The sequence below is a fragment of the Nitrospirillum guaranorum genome (assembly GCF_034653275.1).
GTDB lineage: Bacteria > Pseudomonadota > Alphaproteobacteria > Azospirillales > Azospirillaceae > Nitrospirillum.
Genome location: NZ_JAYEES010000002.1, coordinates 81899 through 106533 on the forward strand (window position 1 = coordinate 81899; position 24635 = coordinate 106533).

A 24635-nucleotide genomic window follows, 5' to 3' on the forward strand; every position below is an offset into this window, starting at 1 on the left:
CCTAACGTTGGTCTTTTGTCTTCTCGTCATACGCCGCACGGGCCTGGCGGACGGCCGCGCGGTCGGACACCTCGGGCACCGCCACGTCCCACCAGGCGCCGCCGGCGGCGGTGGACACGGCCGGGTCGGTGTCGATGACGATGACGTGCACGCCCGTGCCCGACCGCGCCTCGGCCAGGGCGGCCTCCAGTCCAGCGATATCCGCCACCTTGCGCGCCGCAGCACCCAGGCTGGCGGCGTGGGCGGCGAAGTCGATGACCGGCAGGGCCGCGTGGCGCGCGTCGGCCAGCAAATTGTTGAAGGGCGCGCCGCCGGTGGCCCGCTGCAAGCGGTTGATACAGCCGTAGCCACGGTTGTCCAGCACGGTGATGGTCAGCTTCAGGCCCAGCATGACGGCCGTGGCGATCTCGGAATTCATCATGAGATAACTGCCGTCGCCCACCACGACGTGAACGTCGCGCGCCGGCTCCGCCATCTTCACGCCCAGACCGCCGGCGATCTCATAGCCCATGCAGGAATAGCCGTATTCCACGTGGTAGCCGCCGGGCCGCCGCACCCGCCACAGCTTGTGCAATTCCCCCGGCAGGCCACCAGCGGCGCAGACCACCACAGCGTCCTCCCCCACCTGACGCCACACGGCGCCCAGCACCTGGGCATCCGTGGGCAAGGCCTCGGCGTCGCCCCTGGGGGCTGCCGTCGCCGCCTGCCAAGCCTCCTCCCAAGCCCGTGCCGGGGCCGCCAGTACCTGCGTCCACTCCGCCGGGACCCGCCAGCCGGCCAGCAGCGGCGCCAGGGCGGCCAGCACGGCGCCGGCATCGCCCACCACGCCCACGGCGCCCTGCTTGGCCGCGTCATGGGCCGAGACGTTGACCTGCACCAGCGTGCGCGCGGCACCCCGGAACAGGGCGCGGGAACCGGTGGTGAAGTCCTGAAGGCGCGTGCCGATGCCGATGACCAAGTCCGCCTCGGACGCCGCCGCGTTGGCCACGCCGGTGCCGGTGACGCCCACGGCGCCCAGATTGGACGGATGATCCCAGGGCAACGCCCCCTTGCCCGCCTGCGTCTCCGCCACCGGAACGCCGGTGGCCGCCGCCAGGTCGGCCAGCAGGGTTTCCGCGCCGGCGTACAGTACGCCGCCGCCGGCGATGATCAAGGGCCGCCGCGCGGCCCGGATGCGCACCACCAGATCCGCCAGATCGAAGGGATCGGCCGGCGGGCGGCGGAACCGCCACAGGCGGGGGGCGAAGAAATCCTCCGGATAGTCCCAGGCCTCAGCCTGCACATCCTGGCAGAAGGCCAGGGTGACGGCGCCGCAGGCGGCCGGATCGGTCAGCACCGCCATGGCCTTGGGCAGGGCGTCCAGAATCTGCTCGGGCCGCGTCAGACGGTCGAAATAGCGTGACACCGGCCGGAAGCAGTCGTTGGCCGACACGGTGCCGTCGCCGAAATCCTCGATCTGCTGCAATACCGGATCCGGCCGGCGGGTGGCATAGACATCACCCGGCAGGAACAGCACGGGCAGGCGGTTGACATGGGCCAGCGCGGCCGCCGTCACCATGTTGGTGGCGCCCGGCCCGATGGAGGTGGTGCAGACCATGGCCCGCCGGCGGCGCGCCTGCTTGGCGAAGGCGATGGCGGCGTGGGCCATGGCCTGCTCGTTATGGGCGCGATAGGTCGGCAGGGCGTCCTGGCTGGCCTGCAAGGCCTCCCCCAATCCCGCCACGTTGCCATGGCCGAAGATGGCCCAGCAGCCGGCGAAGTAGGGCGCCGGCTGTCCATCGGCCCCCTCGACCCGTTGCGCCGCCAAATGGCGCACCATCGCCTGGGCCGCCGTCAGGCGCAGGGTCCCGGCGGTCACTTGCCCCCACCCCAGGCCACGGCCGCGCGGGCCTGTCGCCAGGCGTCCACCAGGGTCTTCAGCTTGCCCGCCATCATGGCCACCACCTGTTCATCGTCCAGCCGGTTGGCAAGCCAGCCGCGCGCGACATCATAGAAGATGGTCCGCCCGACGGCGAAGCCCTTGACGATGCCCGACGGGGCCGCCGCCTGGAAGGAGGCCAGCAACTCCTCCTCCGGCGCGGACAGGCCCAGCAGCACCACGCCCCGGCAATAGGGGTCGTTTTCCAGCACCGCCCCCTCGATGTTACGCCAGGCCTCGGGGTTGGTCACCGGTTCCAGCTTCCACCAGTCGGGCTTGATGCCCAGGGCGTACAGGCGGCGGATAGCGCGGGCCACCGTCAGGGCGTCGACGCTGGATCCGGCCGGCACGATCAATTCGACCAGCAGCTCATGCCGCGTCTTGCGGCAGGCGTCGAACAGGCGCAGCAGCTGCCGTTCCTGCCGGTCGCGCAGGTCGGCGGCATCATCCGGATGATAGAAGACCAGGCATTTCACCACATGGTGCAGCGGCCATTCCGCCAGTTCCGTCGCCACGTCGGCGGAGCTTTCGAACACCAGCGGGCGGGACTTGGGCTCCTCGATCGGCCGGCCGATCCAATAGGCGTCGTCGGCGGAACTGGCCAGGGCATCGAAGCCGTAGCGGCCGTCCAGCAGCAGGCCGAAGCGGTCGTCGCCGCCGGCCACCGTCTCCACCGCCCGCAGGGCCAGTATCTTGAACGCCGGGATTCGGGCCGGGTCGGCGCCCAGCTCCCGCACCAGGTCCTCGAACTGGCTGCGGTGGTCCACAGCCAACACGGTCAGCTCGTCATAGCGGTGCCGCCGGGTGGTGGCCCAGTGGATGTGTTCCAGCTCGGCGCTGTCGCGCAGGCGGTGGGGCAGGCTGGGTTGGGCCAGGAACCATTCCAGTTCCGGCCAGGTGGGCATGGCAGGGGCGCAGCCGTGGCGCGACACGACGATGGCGCCGCAGGCGTTGCCCCAGGCGCAGCACCGTTCCAGCGGCTCATCCCGCAACCAGCCGCGCAGGAAGCCCGCCATGAAGGCGTCGCCGGCGCCCAGGACGTTGAACACCTCCACCGGGAAGCCGGGCACCACGACGCCGTCCGCCAGGCTGGCCGGAATGGCGCCGGGGAAGGCGGTGCAGCCGCCCGCCCCCTGCTTGCAGACGATGAGGGCGCCGGTCAGGGCGCGGATGGCGCCCAGCGCCGCCAGCGTGTCGGTCACGCCGCCCAAGATATGGATTTCCTCCTCCGTGCCGACGATCAGGTCGCACAGGGGCAACACCTCGCGCAGGCGCTGGGTGACGCCCTCGTGCGCGACGAAGCGGTCCTCGCCCCGGTCGCGGCCGGCCAGGCCCCACAGCACCGGGCGGTAGTCGATGTCGAACACGACGCGGCCGCCATTCTCCTTCACCAGCCGCGCCGCCGCCACGCTGGCGGCGAAGGCTTGGGGCCGCGACAGGTGGGTGCCGTTGATCAGCACCGCGCCGGTGTGGCGCAGCCAGTCGCGGTCCAGGTCCGCCACGTCCAGCGCCATGTCGGCGCAGTTCTCGCGATAGAAGATCAGGGGGAAGTTTTCCCGATCGCGGATGCCCAGCACCACCAGGGCGGTCAGCCGGTCGGGGTCGGAGACGACGCCGGTGACGTCCACCCCTTCCCGCTCCAGCTCTTCCCGGATGAAGCGGCCCATGTGGTCCGCCCCCACCCGGGTGATGAGGCCCGTGCGCAGGCCCAGGCGTGCGCCGCCGGCCGCGGTGTTGGTGGGACTGCCGCCCAGGTACTTGGCGAAGGACGCCATGTCCTCCAGCCGACCACCGACCTGCTGGCCGTATAGGTCGACGCTGGATCGGCCGATGGCGATCAGGTCCAGCGACTTGGGAAGGGTTTGGACGGGGGATTGCGCAGAAGACGCCATGCCGGTTCCAGCCTTGGGGGCGCCGGATCGGCGCCCGATAGAATGGAACATATATTCCACGTTTCCGGTTTTTGTAAATAACGTATCGCCAAATAGGTCAGGCTTTCCGGCGGCGGGGTCGCGACACCCCCTTGGCGCCCACCCGCTCGCGCTCGAACGCCAGGCTGATAACCAGGGTTTGCGCCAGACACAGCGAGGCCGCCAGCGAGCGGAAGCCGCGCACCTCGGACTCGCGCACTTGCAGGACATGGGCCGCCATCTTGGCCATGGGGCTCACCAGGCTGTCGGTGATGGTCAGGACCTTGGCGCCGGCGGCGACGGCGGCCTCGACGGCATGCATCGTTTCCTCGGCATAAGGGTGATAGCTGACGGCGATCAGCAGGTCGGTTTCCCCGACCGCGCCCATCTGCTGGCTGGTCAGGCCGCCCACGCCATCGACGAAGATGGTGCGCTTGCCCACCTGTTGGAATGAATATGCCAAATATGACGCCACCGGGAACGCGCGCCGGAAGCCCATGACGTATAGGATCTGCGCCTGGTCGATCAGTTTCACGGCGCGCGCGAGGTCGGCCTTGGTCATGGTCTGGCCCAGGTTTTCCAGCGCCAGCGTGTCGCGTTCCACGAATTCCGCCAGCAGGTCACTGTCGTCGCCAGCCCCCGCCTGGTGGTCCAGGGCGGCGTTGAATTGGCGCACGCGCTCGCCATAGCCCAGGGCGGTGTGGTTGGCCAGCAGGCCGTCGCGCAGCAGGCGCTGCATGGGCATGGCGCCGGAATAGCCCAGCGCCTTGGCGAAGCGGACAATGGCCGAGGGCTGGACGCCCGACCGCTCCGCCACCACGGCGAGTGTCTCCAGCGCCAGATCGTCCGGATGGTCCAGGACGAAGCGGGCGATCTGCTGCAGCCGCTTGCTGAAGGTGTCGTAGCGTTCCAATATGGCGGCCCGCAGTTCCTCGGCCGTGCGCGGCACGGTGGCACTCCCCGTCATTGCCCCTCCAAAATCCTATGTGGCCCCAGAATAGACGCTCACCGGGTGAAGGCAACGCCACCCGGCGTTATGGATATTCCATCATACCCCATGGTATGATATTTTCATTCCATAATGTGTTGATGACCGCCCCACTGGTGCCGAAAAAGCCCGCCAGCCGGGCGGCCGGGCCTTGACAGGGAGCCTGCATGTTCGACATCGCCATTCTGGGCGCCGGCCGTATCGGCCGCATCCACGCCCGCAACGTCGCGGCCCACCCGGCCCTGCGCCTGAAGTACGTCACCGACCCCAACACAGCGGCCAGCGACGCCGTGGCGGCGGAAACGGGCGCCGCGGTCACCGACCTGGACACGGTCCTGGCGGACGAGGGTGTGCGGGGCGTGATCATCGCCAGTTCCACCGACCTGCACCTGGACCAGGCCGCCCGCGCTGTCACGGCCGGCAAGGCCGTGCTGTGCGAGAAGCCGCTGGACATGGATCTGGCGCGCGCCCAGGCCGCCGCGCCCGTCCTGGGTGGCGACGTTCCCCTGATGCTGGGTTTCAACCGCCGCTTCGACCCGCACTTCGCCACCTTGAAGGCCCGACTCGAGGCCGGCGCCGTGGGGGTGCTGGAAACCCTGCAGATCACCAGCCATGACCCGGCCCCGCCGCCCGTCAGCTACATCAAGGTGTCCGGCGGGCTGTTCAAGGACATGGCCATCCACGATTTCGACATGGCCCGCTGGCTGCTGGGCGAACCGGTGGTGGAGGTCTACGCCGCCGCCAGCTGCCTGGTGGATCCGGCCATCGCCGCCGCCGGCGATGTCGATACCGCCAAGACCATCCTGCGCACCGCCACGGGCAAGCTGTGCGTCATCAGCAACAGCCGCCGGTCCGGCTACGGCTATGACCAGCGTATCGAGGCATTCGGCTCCAAGGGCCTGCTGCGCGCCGACAACATCCTGGAGAGCAGCGTTTCCACCTGGGGCGGCGCCGGCGGCAACCCCGGCACGGCCAGCGACGCCTTCCAGAACTTCTTCCTGGACCGCTATGCCGAGGCCTACCGGCAAGAGGTGGTCCATTTCGCCGAGATCCTGGCCGGCACGGCCAAACCCGGCGTGGGGTATGCCGACGGCGTGGCGGCATTGGCCCTGGCGGAGGCCGCCGCCCGGTCCGCCGCCACCGGCCAGGCCGTGCGCCTATGATGACGGCGGCGGAGCCTTCTTCAGCCCCGGCCTTGAAACCGGTCCGCGGCATCGGCCTGGGTGGCGGCCTGGCCGCCAACATCCTGAACATGGTGGGCATCGGCCCCTTCATCACCATACCGCTGGCCATTTCCGCCATGGGCGGGCCACAGGCCATGCTGGGCTGGCTGCTCGGGGCCGTGTTGTGCGCCTATGACGGCCTGGTGTGGGCGGAGCTGGGATCCGCCTTCCCCCGCTCCGGCGGGCCCTACCATTACCTGCTGCACGCCTTCGGACCCGCCCGCCTGGGCCGGCTGTTCAGCTTCCTCTATCTGTGGCAGTCGCTGCTGATCGGCCCCCTGTCCATCGCCTCGGGCACCGTGGGCCTGGCGCAGTACGCCAGCTTCCTGGCCCCGGACATGAAGCCCTGGCACATGATGGCCATCGCGGCGGCCGTCTGCCTGGTGAACACCGCCCTGTTGTACCGCGACATCCGCTCCATCCAGCGCCTGTCCATCGCCATCACCGTGGTGGTGGTGGCCGCGTGCCTGTGGATCGTGTTCAGCGGCGCCCTGCATTTCGACGCCAGGCTGGCCTTCGACTTCCCTGACGGGGCGTTCAGGCCCACCGGCGCCTTTTGGATGGGCATGGGCTCGGCCACCCTGATCGCCGTCTATGATTACGGCGGCTACAACAACGTCTGCATGATCGGGGAGGAGATAAAGAACCCCGGCCGCACCATCCCCCGCGCCGTGCTGCTGTCCATCGCCATCGTGGCCTTGCTGTACCTGGGCCTGAATCTGTCCATCCTGGGCACCTTGCCCTGGCAGACGGCGCAGAAGTCCAGCGCCGTGGTGGCGGACTTCATGCAGGTGATCTACGGCCACTGGGGCGGCGTGGTCGTCTCCGTCCTCATCCTGATCGCCAGCTGGGGGTCGGCGCTGGTGGTGCTGCTGGGCTTCTCCCGCGTGCCCTACACGGCGGCGGTGGACGGGCGCTTCTTCAAGCCCTTCGCCCGGCTGCATCCCACGGGCCGCTTCCCCACCGTGTCGCTGCTGTTCATGGGCGTGGCCTCGGCCATCGCCTGCTTCTTCTCGCTGGCCGACCTGATCGCCGTGCTGATCGTCATCCAGACCCTGTTCCAGTTCACCGCCCAATGCGTGGCCGTGGTCATGCTGCGCCGGCAGGGGGCGGCCCAGGGTGCGACTGCCCCGGGACAGTTCCGCATGCCGCTGTACCCCTTGCCCGTCATCATCACCATCGCCGGCTGGCTGTACATCGTCGCCACCAGCCAGCCCCGGCACATCGCCATCGGTATCGGCATGCTGGCCCTGGGCGTGGCGATCTACCTGGCGCAATCCCGGCGCGAGGGGGCCTGGCCCTTCCGGGTGCCGGCCTGGCGGGCGCCATGACCGTGGCCAAGACCCACGACGTGGCCGTGGTCGGCGAACTGTACATCGACCATGTGCTGAGCGGCTTCACCACCTGGCCCCGGCCGGGGGAGGAGGTGGTGACCGACGCCTACACCCGCGAGGTGGGCGGCGGGGCCGCCAACACCGCCTGCGGCCTAGCCCGCCTGGGCCGCACGGTCCAGCTGGTGGGCCTGGTGGGCGAGGTGGACGCCGCCTGGTTCCGCCAGCGCCTGGCCCCTTATGCCCTGGACACCGGCGGCCTGCGCGTCGGTGACGGCGCCACCGGGATCAGCATCAGCGTTTCCACCCGCGAGGACCGGTCCTTCTTCACCCATATCGGCGTCAACCGCGCCCTGCCGGCCCTGCTGGCCGACCCGGTGACGGTGGCCGGCCTGGCCCGCGCCCGCCATGTCCATTTCGCCCTGCCGCTGGATCGCGCGGCGGCGGGCGCCCTGTTGCCCGCCCTGCGGGACGCCGGTTGCACCACTTCGCTGGACGTGGGCTTCCAGCCCGGCTGGCTGCCCGATCCGGCGAACCACGCCACCTGCCGCGCCGTGGATCACCTGCTGCCCAATGAGAAGGAGGCGGCGCTGTTCTGCGGCAGTGACGCGGCGGAGGATTATCTCACCCTGGTCCGCCGCCTGGCCCTGCCCAACCCCGTCCTGAAACTGGGACGGCGCGGCGCCATGGGCCTGGACGGCGACGTCACCGTCACCGCGACCCCGCCGGCCGTGGACGCCATCGACACCACCGGCGCCGGCGACGCCTTCGACGCGGGCTACATCGACGCGCTGCTGGACGGCGCGCCGGTGCTGGAACGCCTGCGCCGCGCCTGCATTTGCGGCGCCCTGTCCACCCGGGTGGCGGGCGCCTTGGGGGGCATCCCCGACCGAACGGAACTATGGAGCACTTATGAGCAATCCTACCGATCGTAAGATCGCGATGATCGGCGGCGGCGGCGTGCGCACCCCGCTGGTCATCTTCGGCATCAACGAGGCGGCGGCGGCCCTGGGCGCCCGCGAGATGGTGCTGTACGACCCGGACCAGGAGCGTCTGAAGGTCATCGCCGCCCTGGGCCGCGCCGTCGTCGCCAAGGAAGGCGGCAGCCTGATCATCCGGGAGACCGCTTCCATCGAGGACGCGGTGGCGGGCGCGGACTTCGTCCTGAACAGCGTGCGGGTCGGCGGCATCGCCTCACGCGCGGCGGATGAGCTGGCGGCCATCAAGCACGGCTATCCCGGGCAGGAGACCACCGGCCCGGCCGGGGCCGCCATGGCCCTGCGCACCGTGCCCGTGGCCCTGGACCACGCGCGGGTGGTGGAGCGGCTGGCGCCGGGCGCCTGGATCGTCAATTTCACCAATCCCGCCGGCCTGATCACCCAGGCCATCAGCACCCATACCAAGGCGCGGGTGGTGGGCATCTGCGACACCCCCACCGAGCTGCTGCACCGCATCGCCCTGGCGCTGGGCGCCCGGCATGACGAGGTGGTGTGCGACTATGTCGGCCTGAACCACCTGGGCTGGGTACGCCGCATCCGCCTGCGCGGTGAGGACGTGACCGACCGTGTGCTGGACGACGACCGCATCCTGTCGCAGCTGTACACCGCCCCGTTGTTCGACTTCGCCATGATCCGCACCCTGCGGCTGATCCCCACAGAGTACCTGTTCTTCTATTACAGCCGCCGCCGCGCGCTGGAGAACCAGAAGCGCCAGGGCAGCAGCCGGGGCACGGAGGTGGAGCAGTTGAACCAACAGCTGTTCGCCACCCTGAAGGACCGGCTGGGGGCCGACGATGGCGAGGGGGCGGTCGCCGCCTACGCCGCCTACCTCAACCGCCGCTCCGGCTCCTACATGAAGCTGGAGGCCTCGGCCGGTTCCGCCTTCGACAAGGACGCGCCCTTCGATGAGGATCCCTTCCGCGTGGCCAGCGGCTATCACCGCATCGCCCTGGACGTCATGACGGCGCTGTGCGGCGACAAGCCGAAACGCATCATCGTCAACACCCGCAACGACGGCGCCGTGCCCAACCTGCCGGACGGCGACATCGTCGAAACGCCCTGCCAGATCAGCCGCGACAGCATCATCCCCGAACCGCTGGAGCCCCTGCCCGACGAAGTCCACGGCCTGGTGCAGTCGGTCAAGTCCTATGAGCGGGCGGCCATCCGGTCCGCCATGAACACGGACCGCCTGACGGCGCGCATGGCCTTCCTGATCCATCCCGCCATTGGGGAATGGGAACCGTCGGACCCTCTGCTGCACGATCTGCTGGACCGCTGCATCCACTGCTGATCCCAGCCTCGCGAGGGAGAGGACGGCCCATGTGCCCATCGCCCGCACCCCCGCACCCCGCCCGCCGGGTATCCGTGGGCGAAGGCTTGTCGGGGACGACCGGCGCCCAGGCGCGGGACCACAACCAGCGCATCATCCTGCAATGCATCCGCGCCGCCGGGTCGCTGTCCCGGCCGGAGGTTGCGACCATCACCGGCCTGACCGGGCCCACGGTGGCCTATATCTGCCGGCGCTTGGTACGGGATGGTCTGCTGCTGGAACGGGACCCGCCGGTCCACGCCCGGGGCCGGCCCGGGCGGCTTCTGTCCATCAACCCCACGGGGGCGTTGGCCCTGGGCGCGGATATGGAAGGGGACCGGCTGACCCTGACGCTGATGAACCTGGGCGGGCGGGTCGTGGACCGCCTGACCCGGCTCATCCCGCGCAAGGCGCCCGCCGCCTGGGCGGACGCCATCCAAAGCGGTGTCGAGGAGCTGTGCGGTCCGGCGGACGCCGGGCCCACGGCGCCGATGGGGTTGGGCCTGGCCTATGCGTCGGATCCCGGCCAGGCCCTGGCGGCGGAGGTTGTGCGCCGGCTGGCCGCGCGGCTGCCCTATCCCATCCATACCGAAACCATGACGGTCGCCGCCGCCGCGGGTGACCTGCATTTCGGACCCGGCCTGCATGAACCCAGCTTTTTCCAGATCCTGATCGGGCGGGAGTTGAGCGGCGGCCTGGTTCTGCACGGCCGGCCCTTCACCGGGACCGGGGGGCACGGCAACGACATCAGTCTGCTGATACCCCACGGCGGGCCGTCGGCCGCCCAGGGCATGGGCCCTCAAGGCATGGGCGGCATCGTCTCCCTGCCCGGCCTGCACCGCCACATGGCGGCCCATGGGCTGACCACCGACAGCCTGGAGGGCCTGTCCACCCTGTCGGGGCAGGGCGAAGCCCTGGCGGCGGACTGGGTCGACACCTGCGCCCGCCTGCTGGAAGGGCCCATCGTGACCATCACCTGCCTGGTGAACCCACCCGCCATCCATCTCAGCGGCCAGCTGCCGGGCCCCTTGCTGGATCAGTTGGCCCGCGCCTTGAACCGGCGTCTGGACGGGATGACCCACCTGCCGGGCCGCGTTCGCATCGTGGTGGCGCCCGATGCCATGACCATAGGGGCCGCCACCCTGCCCTTCCTGCACCGGCTGCTGCCCAAGCACGACGTCCTGCACAAGACCGCCGCGCAGCGGGCCCAACGGGGGGCCCCAGGGGAAGCCCAGCGCGGTACCCCGGCCAGCGGTCAGGCCTGACGCACCGCGACGTTGCGGCTGAAGCCGAACTCGGCCCCGGCCGGCGTGCGGAACAGCACGTCCAGGCGCCGGTCGCCGGCTCTGGGGGCCAGGTCCACCGTCAGCGGCCCCGGCGCCGTTTCCGTCTTGCGGCCCAGCAGGCGGCCGCCCTCATAGATGTCGCACGCGCCGACCAGGCTCAGAAAGGCCACGCGCCCACCCTGGCGCCCCACCTTGGCCTGCGGTGTGAAGCGGACGGAGCATAGGGTGAAGCCATCCGCCGTTTGCGGGTCGTGCGCCCAGCGGGTGCCGAAATCATCCCAACCGGCCATGTCCGCCCCTTGGTAGGCCAGCGCCGCTTCCGCCGTGGCGGCAAGGGGGGCGGCGTACCAGGTGTCCAGGATCAGGTCGGTGGGCGCCGTCGCCTGTCCCGCCGGGGCCGCCGCCGGCTCAATCGCCACGCGCGTGCTCGCCGGCTTGAGGCCTGGTGCCGTGGCCGTCAGCGTGAGGGGGCCGCGCCCACCCGCCCGCGTCCGCGCGATCACCTGGGCTAGGCCGTTGAACAGGGCGCGGCGGTCCCCCTTCTCAGGGGCCGCGCTATTGGGATCGCCATTGCCCAGGCCGATGATGTCACCGCCCTCGATGGCGAAGGTGACCATGTCCTGGGCCAGCGGCACGGGCCGGCCCTGGGCATCCACGGCCGCCACCGTGACGGGCATGGCATCCAGACCGTCGCCGCGCAGGCGGTCACGGTCGGGCGTCAGTTTCAGGGCGACGGCCGGGCCCGTCGTCTCCACCTGGGTGCGCGCCGTCACCGCGCCCCCGGTGTAGCCCACCGCCTCCAGCCTGCCGGGGGCGTAGGCCACCATCCAGTGGTTCATCTCGTAGGGATCGACCGCCTGGCGGCCCAGGGAACGGCCGTTCAGGAACAGCTCCACCTCCTCCATGTTGGCGCAGGCCATGACCTTGATGGGCTGGCCCTCGCGCCCCGCCCAGTTCCAATGGGGCACCAGGGCCAGCACGGGCCGGGCCGTCACCCATTGGGCCTGGTGGATGTGGAAGGCCGCCTTGGCGAAGCCGCACAGATCCATGATGCCGAAGAAGGAAGAGTTGGATGGCCAGCCCCAGGGTGACGGCTCCCCGTGATAATCGAAGCCCGTCCAGACGAAGCCGCCGGCGATGAAGTCGCGCGTCGCGATCGCCTTCCAGGCGGCGCGGTGGGTGTTCCAGTCCTTCACCGGGTCGTCATAGCTGGCGATGGTGCGGCTGTCCTTGTCCGTCACATAGGCGCCCCGGGTGCTGAAGGCGCTGGTGTCTTCCGACGAGATCAACGGCACGTCGGGATGGGCGGCGTGGAAGGCGTCGTACTTGTCCTGCTGATAGTTGAAGCCGACCACGTCCACCGCCTGGGACACGTTGACGGGGGTGAACAGGCCGCCGTTCATGGCCGCCGTGACGGGGCGGGTGGCGTCCAGCGCCTTCACCGCGTGGGCCATGCGCCGCACCATCTCATAACCGGCGGCCGACCCCTGCATCGGTTCCTCATTGAACACCGACCAGAGGATGACGCAGGGATGGTTGCGGTCGCGCCGCACCATCCATTCCAGCTGGGCCAGGGTGTCCGGCGCAGGGTTGAACTGCCGGTTCTCATCCATCACCAGCAGGCCGTACCGGTCACATAAATCCAGCACCACGGCCGATGGCGCGTTGTGGGTGCAGCGGATGGCGTTGCAGCCCAGCTCCTTCAGCCGGCGGATGCGATAGTCCCACAGCGCATCGGGGATGGCGGTGCCGACGCCGGCATGGTCCTGATGCACGCACACGCCCTTGATCTTCAGCGCCCGGCCGTTGAGGAAAAAGCCCTTGTCCTTGTCGAACCGGGTGGTGCGGAAGCCGCAGGTGGTGGTGACGGCATCCGCGCACCGGTCCCCCGCCATCAGCCGGGTCTGGACACGATAGAGGGTGGGCGCCTCCACGCTCCACAGCCGGGGGCTGGCGACGGGCAGGTCCAACCGGGCGACGCCCCGGTCCAGGGATGGGATGGTCACCGGCGCCTGGCCGCTGGCCACCACCCGGCCATCGGCATCCTCCAGCGTGCTGACCACGGTCATGGCGGCGGCGGTCTTGCCGGCGTTGTAGGCGGTGACCTCCACCGGCAGGATCCAGCCGTCCCCCCGCGGCACGGGGTGGGCGTAGACGCCGTCGGTGACGATGTGGACGGGATCGCGCTTCACGATGCGGACAGGGCGGTACAGGCCGCCGCCCTCATACCACCACCCCTCCATGGCGTGGGCGTCCACGCGGATGGCCAGGGTGTTCAGATCGTCGCCAAAGGTGGCGAAAGGCGTCAGGTCGATGGTGATGCCGTTGTAGCCGCTCCAGTTCCGGTCCACGACTGTGCCGTTGAACCAGAGGGTGGCGTGGGTGGCGATGCCGTCGATCTGCAGTTCGATATGGCGGCCTTGGTCGGCCGGATCGAAGCGCAGGGCGGTGCGGTACCAGGCGATGCCCCGCCGGCGGTAGCCCTGGGCGCGGTTGGCGTCGGCCTCGATGGGCTGGAAGCTGACGAAATCGTGGGGCAGGCGCACGTCGGCCCAGTCGGAATCATCGAAGCTGGGGGCGGCGGCCCCCCAGGCCTTGCCCGCCTTGGCGTTGTCGTAGGAATCATCCTGGCTGAGGATTTCGGGGAACGGGATGTCGCCCTCGAAGAAGCGCCAGCCCTGGTCCACTGCCAGTACTTCGCGGGACGAAGCGGGGGGCCGTGCCGTCCCGGCCGTCGCCGCGACGGCCCGCGCGGCATGGATGGGACCGCATCCGGCCGCCGTCACGGCCACGGCGGCACCCGTCTTCAACACCTGCCGCCGGCTGATGTCCCTGCCGCTGATCCCCACCGCGCCCTCCCCCGCTGATTTCCTCGGTGGATGCTAGCGGGCGGCTTCCGAAGTCGCAACGGCTATTTCATATTTATATTATTTAGAAATTCCATTCTATATAGGCTCGTCATGTCAAACGCAGGCTGGGGGTGAGCATGAGGCAGAGCATGGCCCCCAGGGAAGGCAGGATGGTCATGGGCACGATCAGGCCCAGGGTGGAAACGACGGCCTGACGATCCCCCGCCCGCCAGACCAGGACCTCGCTGACCACCAGGATGGCCACGGCGCAGGCCACCTTGATGCACAAGGTCAACAGCCCGAACACCTGCGTCGGCGCCAGGCGATGACCGGACGGCGGGGGCGACGCGGCGCACGCCCCGGCAGCCGCCCATAACAGCATGCTCATGCCCCCCAGGCCCGTCCCCAACAGGCCAGCGGCGGCGGCCGTAAGCGGCAGGCTGTGGGCGCCGAAGACCAGAAAGGCCAACGCCCCGGTGATGGCCGCCGCCGCCGAGGCGCGAAACGCGGCCGACGGGTTGTGGCGGTCCACCACCAGGGTCCACAGCGGCTGCCCGACCAGGCCGCCGATGGCCACACAGGCCATGACGGTTCCCCGCGCCAGGGAGGAGGTGAGGACGGTGGCGGCGAAATAAGGCTCCAGCCGCGTGAACACCGAGGCCGTCCCAGACAGGACGAACTCCGCCGCCAGCACGGCGGCCAGAGCCATGGGGAAGCGAAATTGCGACAGGAAAGGGCGCGTCATCGCCGGCATCGAAGGTTCAAGGACTAGGCCGCGACGCGCAGCCCACCAGAACCAGCCGGCGCTGGCCATGCCCAGCACCCAAAGCACCAGGGCGAAGACGGCGAAGGCGCGCGCCTGTTCCGGCCCGCTCCGCGCCAGCAGCAGCGGCGCCGCCACCGCGATGGACAGGGTGGCGAGACCGGCGCCGACGAAGCGCAGGGCCGACAGGGCGGTGCGCGCCCTGTCACCGGCGACCATGCCCAGCACGGCGTTCTGCGGCACGTCGTACAGGGCGTAGGTCAGGCGGAACAGCAGCCCCGTGGCGAACGCGTAGAGGATACGCCAACCGGCGGGCACCAGCCCCGTGGCCAGGAACAGCAGCAGCGAGGCCCCCGCGAGGACGCTGCCCAGGGCGTGCAGGCGGGCGGCGGCGGGAATGGTGGCCGCCCGGCGCCGCAGCACATGGCCCATCACCATGTCGGTGCCGCCGTTGATCACCAGCGACACCGCCAGCACGGCCCCCATGGCACGGGGCGGCAGGCCGCACGCCTCGGTCAGGAAATAGGCGAACAGCAGCTCGCTGCTGTACCAGATCAGGCTCTTGCCATAATGGCCGACGCTGTAGGCGCGCCAGACGGCCACCCGCAGCATCCGCGCCCATTCCGGGCCGCCATTCCCATCCACGCTGGACATCCGGCCCACCCGGCTTTGTTCGGGCGGCACACTAGCCCGCGCGCCATTGCGGCTTTATGACAGGACGTTAGGCGAAGAACGCCTCGCGCAGGGGCATGACGGCGGCGCCCAGCGCCACCGGGTCTCCCGGCGCCTCCGCCATCACCACGGCGGGAAGCGGGGGCGGATAGCCCCGGCGGTTGGTCGGCACCGGCACGACGATACGGTCGGCCAGGGCCTGGGCGATGGACGGGGCAGCCGGCCACCGATGACGATGAGGCCGGGGTCCATGCTGTAGGCCAGAAGCCCGCACAGCATGGCGAAGGACGGCTGCGCCTGGTCCAGCCAATCCGCCACGCCGTCCCAGCCCACGTCGATGGCCTGCACCATGTCCTCCACCGTCGCGAAAACATGACCGTGGTTCTTCAGGCAGGTCTGCAACAGGTCCAGGTTGGCATAGGTCACGCCAGCCAGTGTCCAGATGCCGCCGAATTCCCCCGCGTTGCCGTTCTGGCCCCGGAAGGGCTTGCCATCGGCGATGATGCCGCCGCCGAAGCCGTTGGTCAGGTGCAGGTAGGCGAAGTTGCGGCAGCGCCGGCCCACGCCGAACAGGCTTTCGCCGATGGCGGCCACGGTGCCGTCGTTGTCCACCCGCACCGGCAGGCGCAGCGCCTCTTCCAGAATGGGCTCGATCTCCACCATCGCCCAATCGTCCAGGTAGGCCGGCGGGTTGAACAGCCGCCCCCGCCCGACATAGAAGGCGGAAATGCCCACGCCCACGCCCACCAGGCGCCGGGGATCGATGCCCGTCTCCTCCTCCAATTCCCGGCGGAAGGCCCGCAACCGCTCCAGCACCACCGGCCGCGCCATGGTGGGCATGGCGGCGCGCCGCTGCCCCCGCACCTTGCCCGTGAAGTCCATCAGCGTCATGGACACGGCGTCGCCCAGCAGCGACACGCCCAGGGCATAGGCGAAGTCGGGATTGAGGGAGACGTGGACGCTGGGGTGGCCCGGCCTGTCCGCCTGCCGCGCCGCCGTGCGCACCAGCCCGTCCTGGTGGAACCCCTGCAGCAACCGCGTCACCGTCGGCTGCGACAGATCCAGCGAGCGGGTCAGTTCCGCCTGGCTCAAGCCCCCGCTTTTCAACAGCAGATCCAGGATACGCCGCCCGCCCTCGCTGACGGGCCGGGTGACGGACACCATGGGAAGGGCGGGATCGGGATCGGGGAACATCCGCATGGGAACAGGCAGCCGGTAACGGTGACGACAGCGTCATAGAGACATAAGCCCGCGCCGTCATCAAGACGTCATACATTCCGCATAGTATGCATACTGCATACATTTAACGCGCCATGGGCGCCTGCGGTTCCATCCGCGGTTCAAGGGCCGGAACAGGCCAGGGGAAAGAAATGAGGTTGGGGACCATGCTCTGTGATAAACGCCGCCGACGCGTGCTGATGGGATCCGCGCTATCCTGGGGGCTCCTGCACGCGACGACCGCCTGGGCGCAGCCGGCCACGGATGCGGAAACGGCGGCACCCGCCGATACCGCCGACAGCCCGGAAGAGATCATCGTCACCGGCGTGCGCCGGTCCAACGCCAAGGCGATCGACACCAAGCTGAACACGCCCGGCGTCACCGACGTCATCAGCGCCGACGACGCTCAGTCCCTGCCGGACCGCACCATCGTCGAGGCGCTGCGGCGCGTGCCCGGCCTGTCGGTCCTGCCGGCCACCGACAACGAGCATCCACGCGACGAGGCGGCGACCCCCGTCATCCGGGGCCTGGGGCCCGCCTACAACAACGTGACCATCGACGGCGTGCCCATCGCCAGCCCGGGCACGCCCAACGGCAACCTGGGTTCCATGGGGCGCGGCGTGCGGCTGGACATCCTGCCCACCTCCATGATCAGCGAACTGCAGGTGACCAAGACCTTCACCGCTGATCTCGACCCCAACGCCGTGGGCGGCGCCATCAACCTGAAGACGCGCAGCGCCTTCGACAACGGCGGCCGCCCCTTCTTCACGGCCGAGGGCGCGCTGGGCATGGCCAACGACCATGGCCAGCCGCGCAGCCAGGACCCGCTGGGCCGGCGCATCAGCGGCACGGGCAGCATGACCTTCGGCCCCGACCACATGTTCGGCGTGGTGGTGTCGGCCAATTACCAGAAGATGGACAGCTTCACCGACACCCACATGACGACGGACACCGTCCACTACAACTTCTACAACAGCGCCGGCGTCCTGCAGAGCAATAACAACCTGGGCAACGGCATCGCCGTGCCGCAGCAGGACAAGTACTGGTATGTTGAGGACAGCCGCCAGCGCGTGGGCGTGACCACCAAGCTGGAAGCCCAGCCCACCGACAGCCTCTACGGCTTCCTGACGCTGGGCCATTACCGTTTCGTCGACACGATGGAGCGTAACGAGGTGATCCTGGATCCCCGCAACACCGCGCGGGTCTACAACCAGACCCCCACCTCCGGCAGCTATCCCGGCGGGGATGTGGAGGTGGGGTTCGAGCATTCCAACATCATCACCAGCACCAACCTGGCGCAGGCGGGCATGGACTGGCGCCCGGCCAACAACCAGGTGCTGTCGGTACGGGGCGACATGTCGCGGTCAACCTACCGCGAGCCGTTCAACATGGTGAAGTACATGAGCGGGGTGAGCTATCCCGCCCCCGGTTCCGCCGGCGCCATCACCTCCAGCGCGGCCAAGCCCGCCTATGGCTTCAGCTACGACACCAGTCAGCTGAACCAGCAGTTCGCCATGCCGCCCAGCGCCTATTACAACCTGTCGAATTACGGCGGGCTGTACTGGCGCGATGCCAAGCGCTCGGCCGACGACGACATCAAGAACGCCCGCACCGACTATCGTTACAACATGGGGGCCAAGGACCAGGGCCTGGGCTTCGCCGTGGGCGCCAGCTTCACCGACGACCGCCCCGACTACAACGTCTGGCGCAATGATTGGGAGCCGAACAACACCGCCGGCCGCGTGCTGCTGGTGGACGCCGCCGGGCCGGCCGGCGCGCCCATGAAATATTCCAACGGCCTGAACCTGCTGACCATCGATCCGGCCAAGGCCTGGGCCGTGTTCAACGCCAACCCGTCCTGGTTCAACCTGACCGACCAGTCGTCCTTCAACAATCAGGACAACTTCAAGCACGTCGAGCAGACGGTGGGCGCCTATGCCACGGTCGCCTATGCCCTGGACGATTTCCACGCCCAGGTGGGCCTGCATAACGACAGCACCGACCAGGACACGATCAGCCGGGCCAAAATCTCCGGCGCGTGGACGGACCTGAAGACCAGTTCCAGCTATGACTACCTGCTGCCCTCCGCCCTGGCCAGCTATGACATAACCCACGACCTGGACGTCCGCGTGGGCGCCAGCCAGACCATCGGCCGGCCCAGCTACGACGCCTACGCCGCGCGCACCTCCATCAGCTTCACCAACGCCTCGGATCTGGGCAATCCCAACGCCACCGGCGTGTCCGTCACCATCGGCAACCCCAACATCAAGCCGCGCCTGTCCACCAACGTCGACCTGGCCTTCGACTACAAGCTGCCCAACGAGGGCGGCGGCCTGCTGTCGCTGGCCCTGTTCAACAAGGACATCAAGGACGAGATCTTCACCGCCAGTTCCATCGGGTACACCTACCAGGGTGTCACCTACAGCAACGCCGTGGTCTCCACCCCGCAGAACGCCAGCAACGCCTCCATCCGGGGGGTGGAGCTGAACGCCATCGTCAACTCGCTGGAATGGATCCATCCGTGGCTGCGCGACTTCGGCGTCAGCGGCAACTGGTCCTTCATGGAGGGGGAGCTGTCGGTGCTGCGGTCCAACGGCGCCACCCGCACCTTGAGCCGCCTGGTGGGCCAGCCCAACCAGACGCGCAACGTCCAGGTGTTCTATAGCGACAGCGATTTCGAGGTGCGCCTGGCCTACAACCGCCAGGGCAAGGCCCTGCGGTCCATCGTGCCGGACATCGCCTGGCAGGACCTGTACTGGGCGCCGCGCGAACAGCTGGACCTGCAGGCCAGCTACAAGGTGCGCGACAGCGTCACCCTGTTCGGCGAGGCCAGCAACCTGACCCATAGCCGCCTGACCAGCCTGGTGGGCCCCAACCAGAACCTGCTGAAGGACAGCTACTCCGTCCCCACCGTGTTCTGGGTGGGCGTGCGGTTCACGCCCGACCTGTGACGGACCGTAAGCCCCGGGGGCAATGGTCCCCGGGGCGCTTTTTCACCCTATCGACGCGAGACCACCGCCGTGCGGTTCACCCGACGCCATCTCCTCTCCGCCGCCGGCGGTGCCGCCCTGCTCGCCCCCATCCGGCGGGCGCTGGCCCTGTCGCCGCCCCCGGCCGGCGGCGGCCTGGGCGACATCCGCCATGTCGTCATCCTCATGCAGGAAAACCGCTCCTTCGATCATTATTTCGGGACGTTGCGCGGCGTGCGCGGCTTCCACGACCGGGCGACGGCGCCCGGTGGCAACGGCGACATCTGGCGCCAGGCGGATGGCCAGGGCGGGCATGTGCGCCCCTTCCCCCTGGACGGGGCCGCGACCGCCGCCCAGAACATCGCCTCCCTGCCCCATTCCTGGGTGGATGGGCATGCCGCCTGGAACGGGGGCCGCAATGACAACTGGGTGCCGGCCAAGGGGCCGCTGACCATGGCGCATTACACCCGCGCCGACATCCCCTTCCACTGCGCCCTGGCGGACGCCTTCACCATTTGCGACGCCTTCTTCTGCTCCACGCCCAGCGCCACCAATCCCAACCGCATCCATCTGATGACGGGCACGGCCGATCCCTTCGGCAGGGCCGGCGGCCCGGTGCTGAAACAACCGGCGGAAGGGCCGGACTTCCAGCCGCTGAACGGTCCGCCCTTCTCCTGGACCACGTACCCTGAGCGCCTGGAACAGGCCGGCATCTCCTGGTGCGTCTATCAGGGGGTGGACGCGGACGGCCCCTTCACCATCGACGTCCAGGACATGATCCGGCCGCGTCACCGCCCGGCGGTGGATGAGAACGACGGCGTCAGCTGCTTCAACGCCCTGCGCTTCTTCACGCAGTTCGCCCACGCTCCGGTGGGGTCGCCGCTACACACCAAGGCGATGACCCGCCGACCACCCAGCGTCTTCGCCGCCGATGCCAAGGCGGGCCGCCTGCCCGCCGTCTCCTGGCTGATGCCGCCGCACAACCACTCCGAACATCCGCGCTATGCCCCGTTGGACGGCGCCGCCTACATCGCCACGGTGCTGGAGGCCCTGACCGCCAATCCGGAAACGTGGCGCCATACCGCGCTGTTCGTGCTGTACGACGAGAACGACGGCTTCTTCGACCATGTGCTGCCGCCGGCCCCCCCGGCGGGACCGGGCGGCGGCCAGTCGAACGTGGACCTGGCCGGTGAGATCAACGCCGGCGATGGCCAGCCCTTCGGCCTGGGCGCCCGGGTGCCCATGATCGTCGTTTCCCCCTGGACCACGGGTGGCGCCGTCTGCTCGGAAGTGTTCGACCACACCTCCGTCCTGCGCTTCCTGGAGGCGCGGTTCAGCGTGGCGGAGCCCAACATCAGTCCTTGGCGCCGGGCGGTGTGCGGCGACCTGACCAGCGCCTTCGACTTCGCGCGGGCGCCCCAGATGCCGGTGACCCTGCCGGACACGCGCGGCTATCGCGCCGAGGTCGAGGCGCAGGCCCACCGGCCGGACCCGACACCCCGCCGCCACGAGACGCCGTTGCCCCAGGAACCCGGTCAGCGCCCGCTGCGGCCCACGCCGTATGAGTTGGCGGTGGATCTGGTCGCGGCTGCAGGGGGGCAGCCGGCCACCTTGCTCTTCCACAACAGGGGCCGGACCGCCGCGGTCTTCCACGTCTTCGACCGGCTGACGCCCGGCGCCGGCCCGGCCCGGCACACGCTCGCCGCCGGCACCAGCCTGCCCATGCCGTTGCCGCTGACAGCCGGACAGGGGTGCGATGTGCTGGTGCTGGGGCCCAATGGCTTCCTGCGCCACCTGACGGCCGGCGCGGACATGGCCACCCGCCTGTCGCTGTCGGCCGCGCCTGGCACGGCCGACATGACGCTGGCCTTGACGGTGCGGAACCAGGGTGGCGGGACGGTGCGGGCGCAGGTGACTGACGGCGCCTACGGGGCCGCGCCCGTCACGGCGACGGTGGCGGCCGGGGCATCCGGCGCGCTGTCCTGGCCCACCGCGGCCAGTGACGGATGGTACGACGCCACGCTGACCCTGGCGGCGTCCGCCGGCCAGCTGAGCTGGCGCCTGGCCGGCCATATCGAAACCGGCAGGCCGGGCCGGTCCGATCCGGCATGGGGGGCGTCGAGCTGAAAGGGCTCATACAGCCAGCGCGCAAGCGCGTCTCTGGATAAACGCGCCTGGCTCTGGATGGACGGTCACGTCACCGGCGACGCGGCGGGGGACGGCGGGCGGGGGTGGCGCCGCCGGGCCGCTCATCCTTGTGGCGGTAGGTGATGCGGCCCTTGGTCAGGTCATAGGGCGTCATCTCCACCGTGACACGGTCACCCGCCAGGGAGCGGATACGGCTCTTGCGCATCTTGCCGGCGGTATAGGCGATGATCTCATGCCCATTTTCCAGCTTCACGCGGAAGCGGCCATCGGGCAGCGCCTCTTCGACATAGCCGTCGAATTCGAGAAATTCTTCCTTGGCCATGACATTCTCCCAAGACAGTAAAAAAAGCGGCGGCCTGTCCATACAGGCCGCCGCCGCTCGTCCGGATCGGGAGGAGGTCAGATAGCGCGCAGGTTCTCCGCGGCGGTCTTGCCCTTGCGCGGGTCGCGCACGGAATCGAAGCTGACCTTCTGGCCTTCATTCAGCCCGCTGAGGCCGGCGCGCTCAACGGCGGAAATGTGGACGAAAACGTCGGCGGAGCCATCCTCGGGCTGGATGAAGCCAAAACCCTTGGTGCTGTTGAACCACTTGACGGTACCGGTGGACATGGGAGGCCTTCTGGGATTTTTCCCGTTCGGAGCTGCCCGCCGCGAGAGTGCGGACGGGCATCAAAGTTACGACAGGGAACAGAACCGGCATCAGCCGGTAGATAGCCCAGTAGCAAAGTCGACCATCCCAGCATCAACCTCACGGGACCGAACCACAAGCATTTTCGGCATGCCGTTTAGGACATGGCTGCAAAACGCCGGCTCTCCCATGCGGGGTATGGCGTCCAGCGCGACCCAATCCACGTGGCATGCGGGACCTGAATTAATGCGCGCGCGCACGCGCCTTAGGCACCCAGCCGGCGCAGATCGGCGTCGACCGCGGCGGCGTAGGCTGGGCCGAACAGCCGCAGATGGACCAGCAGTGGCCAGAGCCGATAGACGGGCAACCGCTCGCGCCACCCGGGCGCCAAGGCCAGCGCGTCGAAGAAAGACGCGGGCGGATGGTCGAACAGGGTCAGCATGGCCGCGTCCACCTCGCGATCACCGAAGTAACAGGCCGGATCAATCAGACCGGAGACCCGGGGGCCGGACACCAGCACATTGCCGCCCCATAGGTCCCCATGCAGCAGCGATGCCGACGGGCTTCGCGGAACGTGGTCACCCAGCCGGTCGGCCAAACGCCCGACGCGGACGCCGAGGCCGGTGTCGAGATGGGGGATATGGCAGCGCAACCGATGTTCCGCCCAGAAGCCCGGCCAGTCCTCGGCGCGACGGTTCGGCATGGCGACAGAACCCAGGCTGTGGTCGTGGGACCAACCATAGGGTTCCTCCGCCGGCGCGTGCAGCCGGTTCAGCTGATGGGCAAGGTCATCCCACGCCGCCGGCAGCGCGCCATCGGCGGGCAACTTTTCCATCACCAGCCATACGTCATCCACCGCCAGCACCGCCGGCGCCGGAACGCCCGTGGCGGCGATGGCCCGCAGCATGGCGCCTTCCCGCGCGGCGCCGTTCCCGTGTTTGGCGACCGCCCGCGCGCCATCCGACAGCGCCAGCTCATAAACGACGGAGAGGTCGCCCCCCGCCATGCGGCGCAGGGACACCACACGCCGCCCCAGCAGGCCGGACAAGCGGTCCATCAAGGCGTCCATGTCACCCCCATCCGTCACAGGTCCCAAAGAGTAAACAGCCAGGCGGCCCAGATGCCCAGCGCCAGACAGGGGCCGAAGGGCATGGGGGTGGTCCCGTCCACACGCCGGCCGGCCAGGCGCAGCGCCGCCATGGCCAACAGGCCGGCCAGGGCCGCGATCAACAGCACGTGGGGCACGGCGGCGGGTCCCGCCCAGGCGCCACCGGCGGCCAGCAGCTTCGCGTCCCCCCGGCCAATGCCGTCGCGGCCCCTGAAACGCCGGTACAGGGTCTCCAGAAGGACCAGCCCGGCATAGGCCACGGCCGCCGCCGCCAGCTGGTCGACCGGTAAACGCCCATCCCGGGCCCATCCCACCAGGATGCCCGCGGCGACCAGCGGCAGGGTCAGCACGTCGGGCAGGATCATGTGACGCAGGTCGATCCATGCCAGAGCCAGCAAGACCCATCCCAGGCCGGCGCCGGCGCACAGCGTCAGGGAATCCAAGGGCATCAGGAACGCCAGGCACAGGGGCGGCACGACGGCCGCCACCTCGATGGCCGGATGAAAGGCGCCGATGGGCGCGGCACAGTACCGGCAACGTCCCTTGGACCATAGGTAGGAGAGGACGGGCACCAGCGAGGCCGGACCCAGCGTCTGGCCGCACCGGTCGCAGGCCGAGCGCCCCCACACCACCGAGCGCCCCGCCGGCAGCCGGGTGACGACCACCCCCAGGAAGCTGCCGACGAAGGGGGCGGCGATCAGCAATGTCCAAAGGGTGATGATGTCCACTTTCCCGTCCCTCGACGCGTCCCGGGCTCCGCGCAGAACCGCCCGCCATACCCCTCCGATTCGCGAGGGATTTCAACAGCCAATCGGTCCCAGCCGATGGAAATGAGCCGTTAACACCGCCGGAACGGCGCCACACTTTTGAATCCTTCAAAATTTTAAGTACAGGTTCGATGCCACCGGTTACCTGTCCGGATAGACGATGCACCCATCCTTTCGATGGCTTGCGCGCTGGCGAAGCACTTCTCGGTGTTCCAGGTAACGATGTAAACCATTGCATCATGTTCGAAGTTGTAAGCGAGGACTTTCTCCTTTTGGACAGTTACATTCGAATTTTGTAACCATTGTGGCCATACGAAATCAGAACATGGTGGAGTAACGTTGGGAACGACATCGATAACATTTTAGGAATTAACCACTTCTTTGACTCGACAGTGCCGGCTTATACAGCCTCCCGAAGAAACGCGCCCGCTCAGGCGGCGCTACTGCAAGAGAAGACGGGGCATGTCTCTCGCAAGTTGGGGGCTTAAAATGACAGCTCGTGCCTTGCTCGCGTCCTTACGGGCGCTGAGGGTTTTGTTTGTTGGGTTAA

At 69.1% G+C, this 24635-nt stretch carries 17 protein-coding genes; 7 read left to right on the forward strand and 10 right to left on the reverse strand.

Annotation, left to right across the window (positions count from 1 at the left end; genetic code table 11):
• Window position 1: 1 nt before the first annotated feature.
• The 3 genes from iolD to UAJ10_RS06420 all read right to left on the reverse strand — a co-directional run bounded on the left by iolD (window position 2) and on the right by UAJ10_RS06420 (window position 4795).
• Window positions 2-1858, reverse strand: a complete 1857-nt coding sequence (iolD, locus tag UAJ10_RS06410) for a 3D-(3,5/4)-trihydroxycyclohexane-1,2-dione acylhydrolase (decyclizing) (RefSeq protein WP_322914551.1) — start codon at window positions 1856-1858, stop codon at window positions 2-4.
• The gene (locus tag UAJ10_RS06415; protein WP_322914552.1) at window positions 1855-3810 is read right to left on the reverse strand and encodes a bifunctional 5-dehydro-2-deoxygluconokinase/5-dehydro-2-deoxyphosphogluconate aldolase; all 1956 of its coding nucleotides are present in this window, start codon (window positions 3808-3810) and stop codon (window positions 1855-1857) included. The genes iolD and UAJ10_RS06415 overlap by 4 nt, the downstream gene beginning before the upstream one ends.
• 97 nt (window positions 3811-3907) lie before the next feature.
• A complete protein-coding gene (locus UAJ10_RS06420; RefSeq protein WP_322914553.1) occupies window positions 3908-4795 on the reverse strand; it encodes a MurR/RpiR family transcriptional regulator in 888 nt (295 codons plus the stop codon).
• Window positions 4796-4983: 188 nt separating this feature from the next.
• On the opposite strand from UAJ10_RS06420, the gene iolG reads away from it, so the two are divergent.
• The 5 genes from iolG (at window position 4984) to UAJ10_RS06445 (ending at window position 10942) form a co-directional block, all read left to right on the forward strand.
• Window positions 4984-5979, forward strand: coding sequence for an inositol 2-dehydrogenase (gene iolG, locus UAJ10_RS06425; protein WP_322914554.1), 996 nt, complete (start codon window positions 4984-4986; stop codon window positions 5977-5979).
• Between the two features lie 32 nt (window positions 5980-6011).
• Window positions 6012-7370 (forward strand): APC family permease, encoded by a 1359-nt coding sequence (locus UAJ10_RS06430; protein ID WP_322914555.1) that lies wholly within the window; start codon window positions 6012-6014, stop codon window positions 7368-7370.
• On the forward strand, window positions 7367-8305 hold the full coding sequence (locus tag UAJ10_RS06435; RefSeq protein ID WP_322914556.1) for a carbohydrate kinase family protein: 939 nt from the start codon (window positions 7367-7369) through the stop codon (window positions 8303-8305). Before UAJ10_RS06430 ends, UAJ10_RS06435 begins: the two co-directional genes overlap by 4 nt.
• Window positions 8283-9659, forward strand: coding sequence for a family 4 glycosyl hydrolase (locus tag UAJ10_RS06440; protein ID WP_322914557.1), 1377 nt, complete (start codon window positions 8283-8285; stop codon window positions 9657-9659). The genes UAJ10_RS06435 and UAJ10_RS06440 overlap by 23 nt, the downstream gene beginning before the upstream one ends.
• Before the next feature lie 86 nt (window positions 9660-9745).
• A complete protein-coding gene (locus tag UAJ10_RS06445; RefSeq protein ID WP_322914558.1) occupies window positions 9746-10942 on the forward strand; it encodes an ROK family transcriptional regulator in 1197 nt (398 codons plus the stop codon).
• Here the strand turns inward: UAJ10_RS06445 and galA are convergent.
• From galA to UAJ10_RS06460, 3 genes are all read right to left on the reverse strand, one after another.
• Window positions 10933-13812 (reverse strand): beta-galactosidase GalA, encoded by a 2880-nt coding sequence (galA, locus tag UAJ10_RS06450; RefSeq protein WP_322914559.1) that lies wholly within the window; start codon window positions 13810-13812, stop codon window positions 10933-10935. The genes UAJ10_RS06445 and galA overlap by 10 nt on opposite strands.
• A 109-nt stretch (window positions 13813-13921) precedes the next feature.
• On the reverse strand, window positions 13922-15229 hold the full coding sequence (locus UAJ10_RS06455; RefSeq protein ID WP_322914560.1) for an MFS transporter: 1308 nt from the start codon (window positions 15227-15229) through the stop codon (window positions 13922-13924).
• Window positions 15230-15370: 141 nt separating this feature from the next.
• Window positions 15371-16447: an ROK family transcriptional regulator gene (locus tag UAJ10_RS06460; protein WP_322914561.1), complete on the reverse strand. Its 1077-nt coding sequence runs from the start codon at window positions 16445-16447 to the stop codon at window positions 15371-15373.
• Window positions 16448-16665: 218 nt separating this feature from the next.
• Here UAJ10_RS06460 and UAJ10_RS06465 point away from each other — a divergent pair, with 218 nt between their 5' ends.
• Complete coding sequence (locus UAJ10_RS06465; RefSeq protein ID WP_322914562.1) at window positions 16666-19416, forward strand: TonB-dependent receptor; 2751 nt, start codon at window positions 16666-16668, stop codon at window positions 19414-19416.
• A gap of 69 nt (window positions 19417-19485) precedes the next feature.
• Window positions 19486-21561: a phosphocholine-specific phospholipase C gene (locus UAJ10_RS06470; protein WP_322914563.1), complete on the forward strand. Its 2076-nt coding sequence runs from the start codon at window positions 19486-19488 to the stop codon at window positions 21559-21561.
• A gap of 70 nt (window positions 21562-21631) precedes the next feature.
• On the opposite strand, the gene infA is transcribed toward UAJ10_RS06470, so the two are convergent.
• The 4 genes from infA to UAJ10_RS06490 all read right to left on the reverse strand — a co-directional run bounded on the left by infA (window position 21632) and on the right by UAJ10_RS06490 (window position 24046).
• Window positions 21632-21904: a translation initiation factor IF-1 gene (gene infA, locus UAJ10_RS06475; protein WP_463667860.1), complete on the reverse strand. Its 273-nt coding sequence runs from the start codon at window positions 21902-21904 to the stop codon at window positions 21632-21634.
• Between the two features lie 77 nt (window positions 21905-21981).
• Window positions 21982-22191 carry a cold-shock protein gene (locus UAJ10_RS06480; protein WP_040849878.1) on the reverse strand — a complete coding sequence of 70 codons (210 nt, stop codon included), beginning with the start codon at window positions 22189-22191 and terminating at the stop codon, window positions 21982-21984.
• 284 nt (window positions 22192-22475) lie between these two features.
• The gene (locus UAJ10_RS06485; protein WP_322914564.1) at window positions 22476-23279 is read right to left on the reverse strand and encodes a fructosamine kinase family protein; all 804 of its coding nucleotides are present in this window, start codon (window positions 23277-23279) and stop codon (window positions 22476-22478) included.
• A 14-nt stretch (window positions 23280-23293) separates the two neighbouring features.
• Window positions 23294-24046, reverse strand: coding sequence for a prepilin peptidase (locus tag UAJ10_RS06490; RefSeq protein WP_322914565.1), 753 nt, complete (start codon window positions 24044-24046; stop codon window positions 23294-23296).
• Window positions 24047-24635 lie beyond the last annotated feature (589 nt).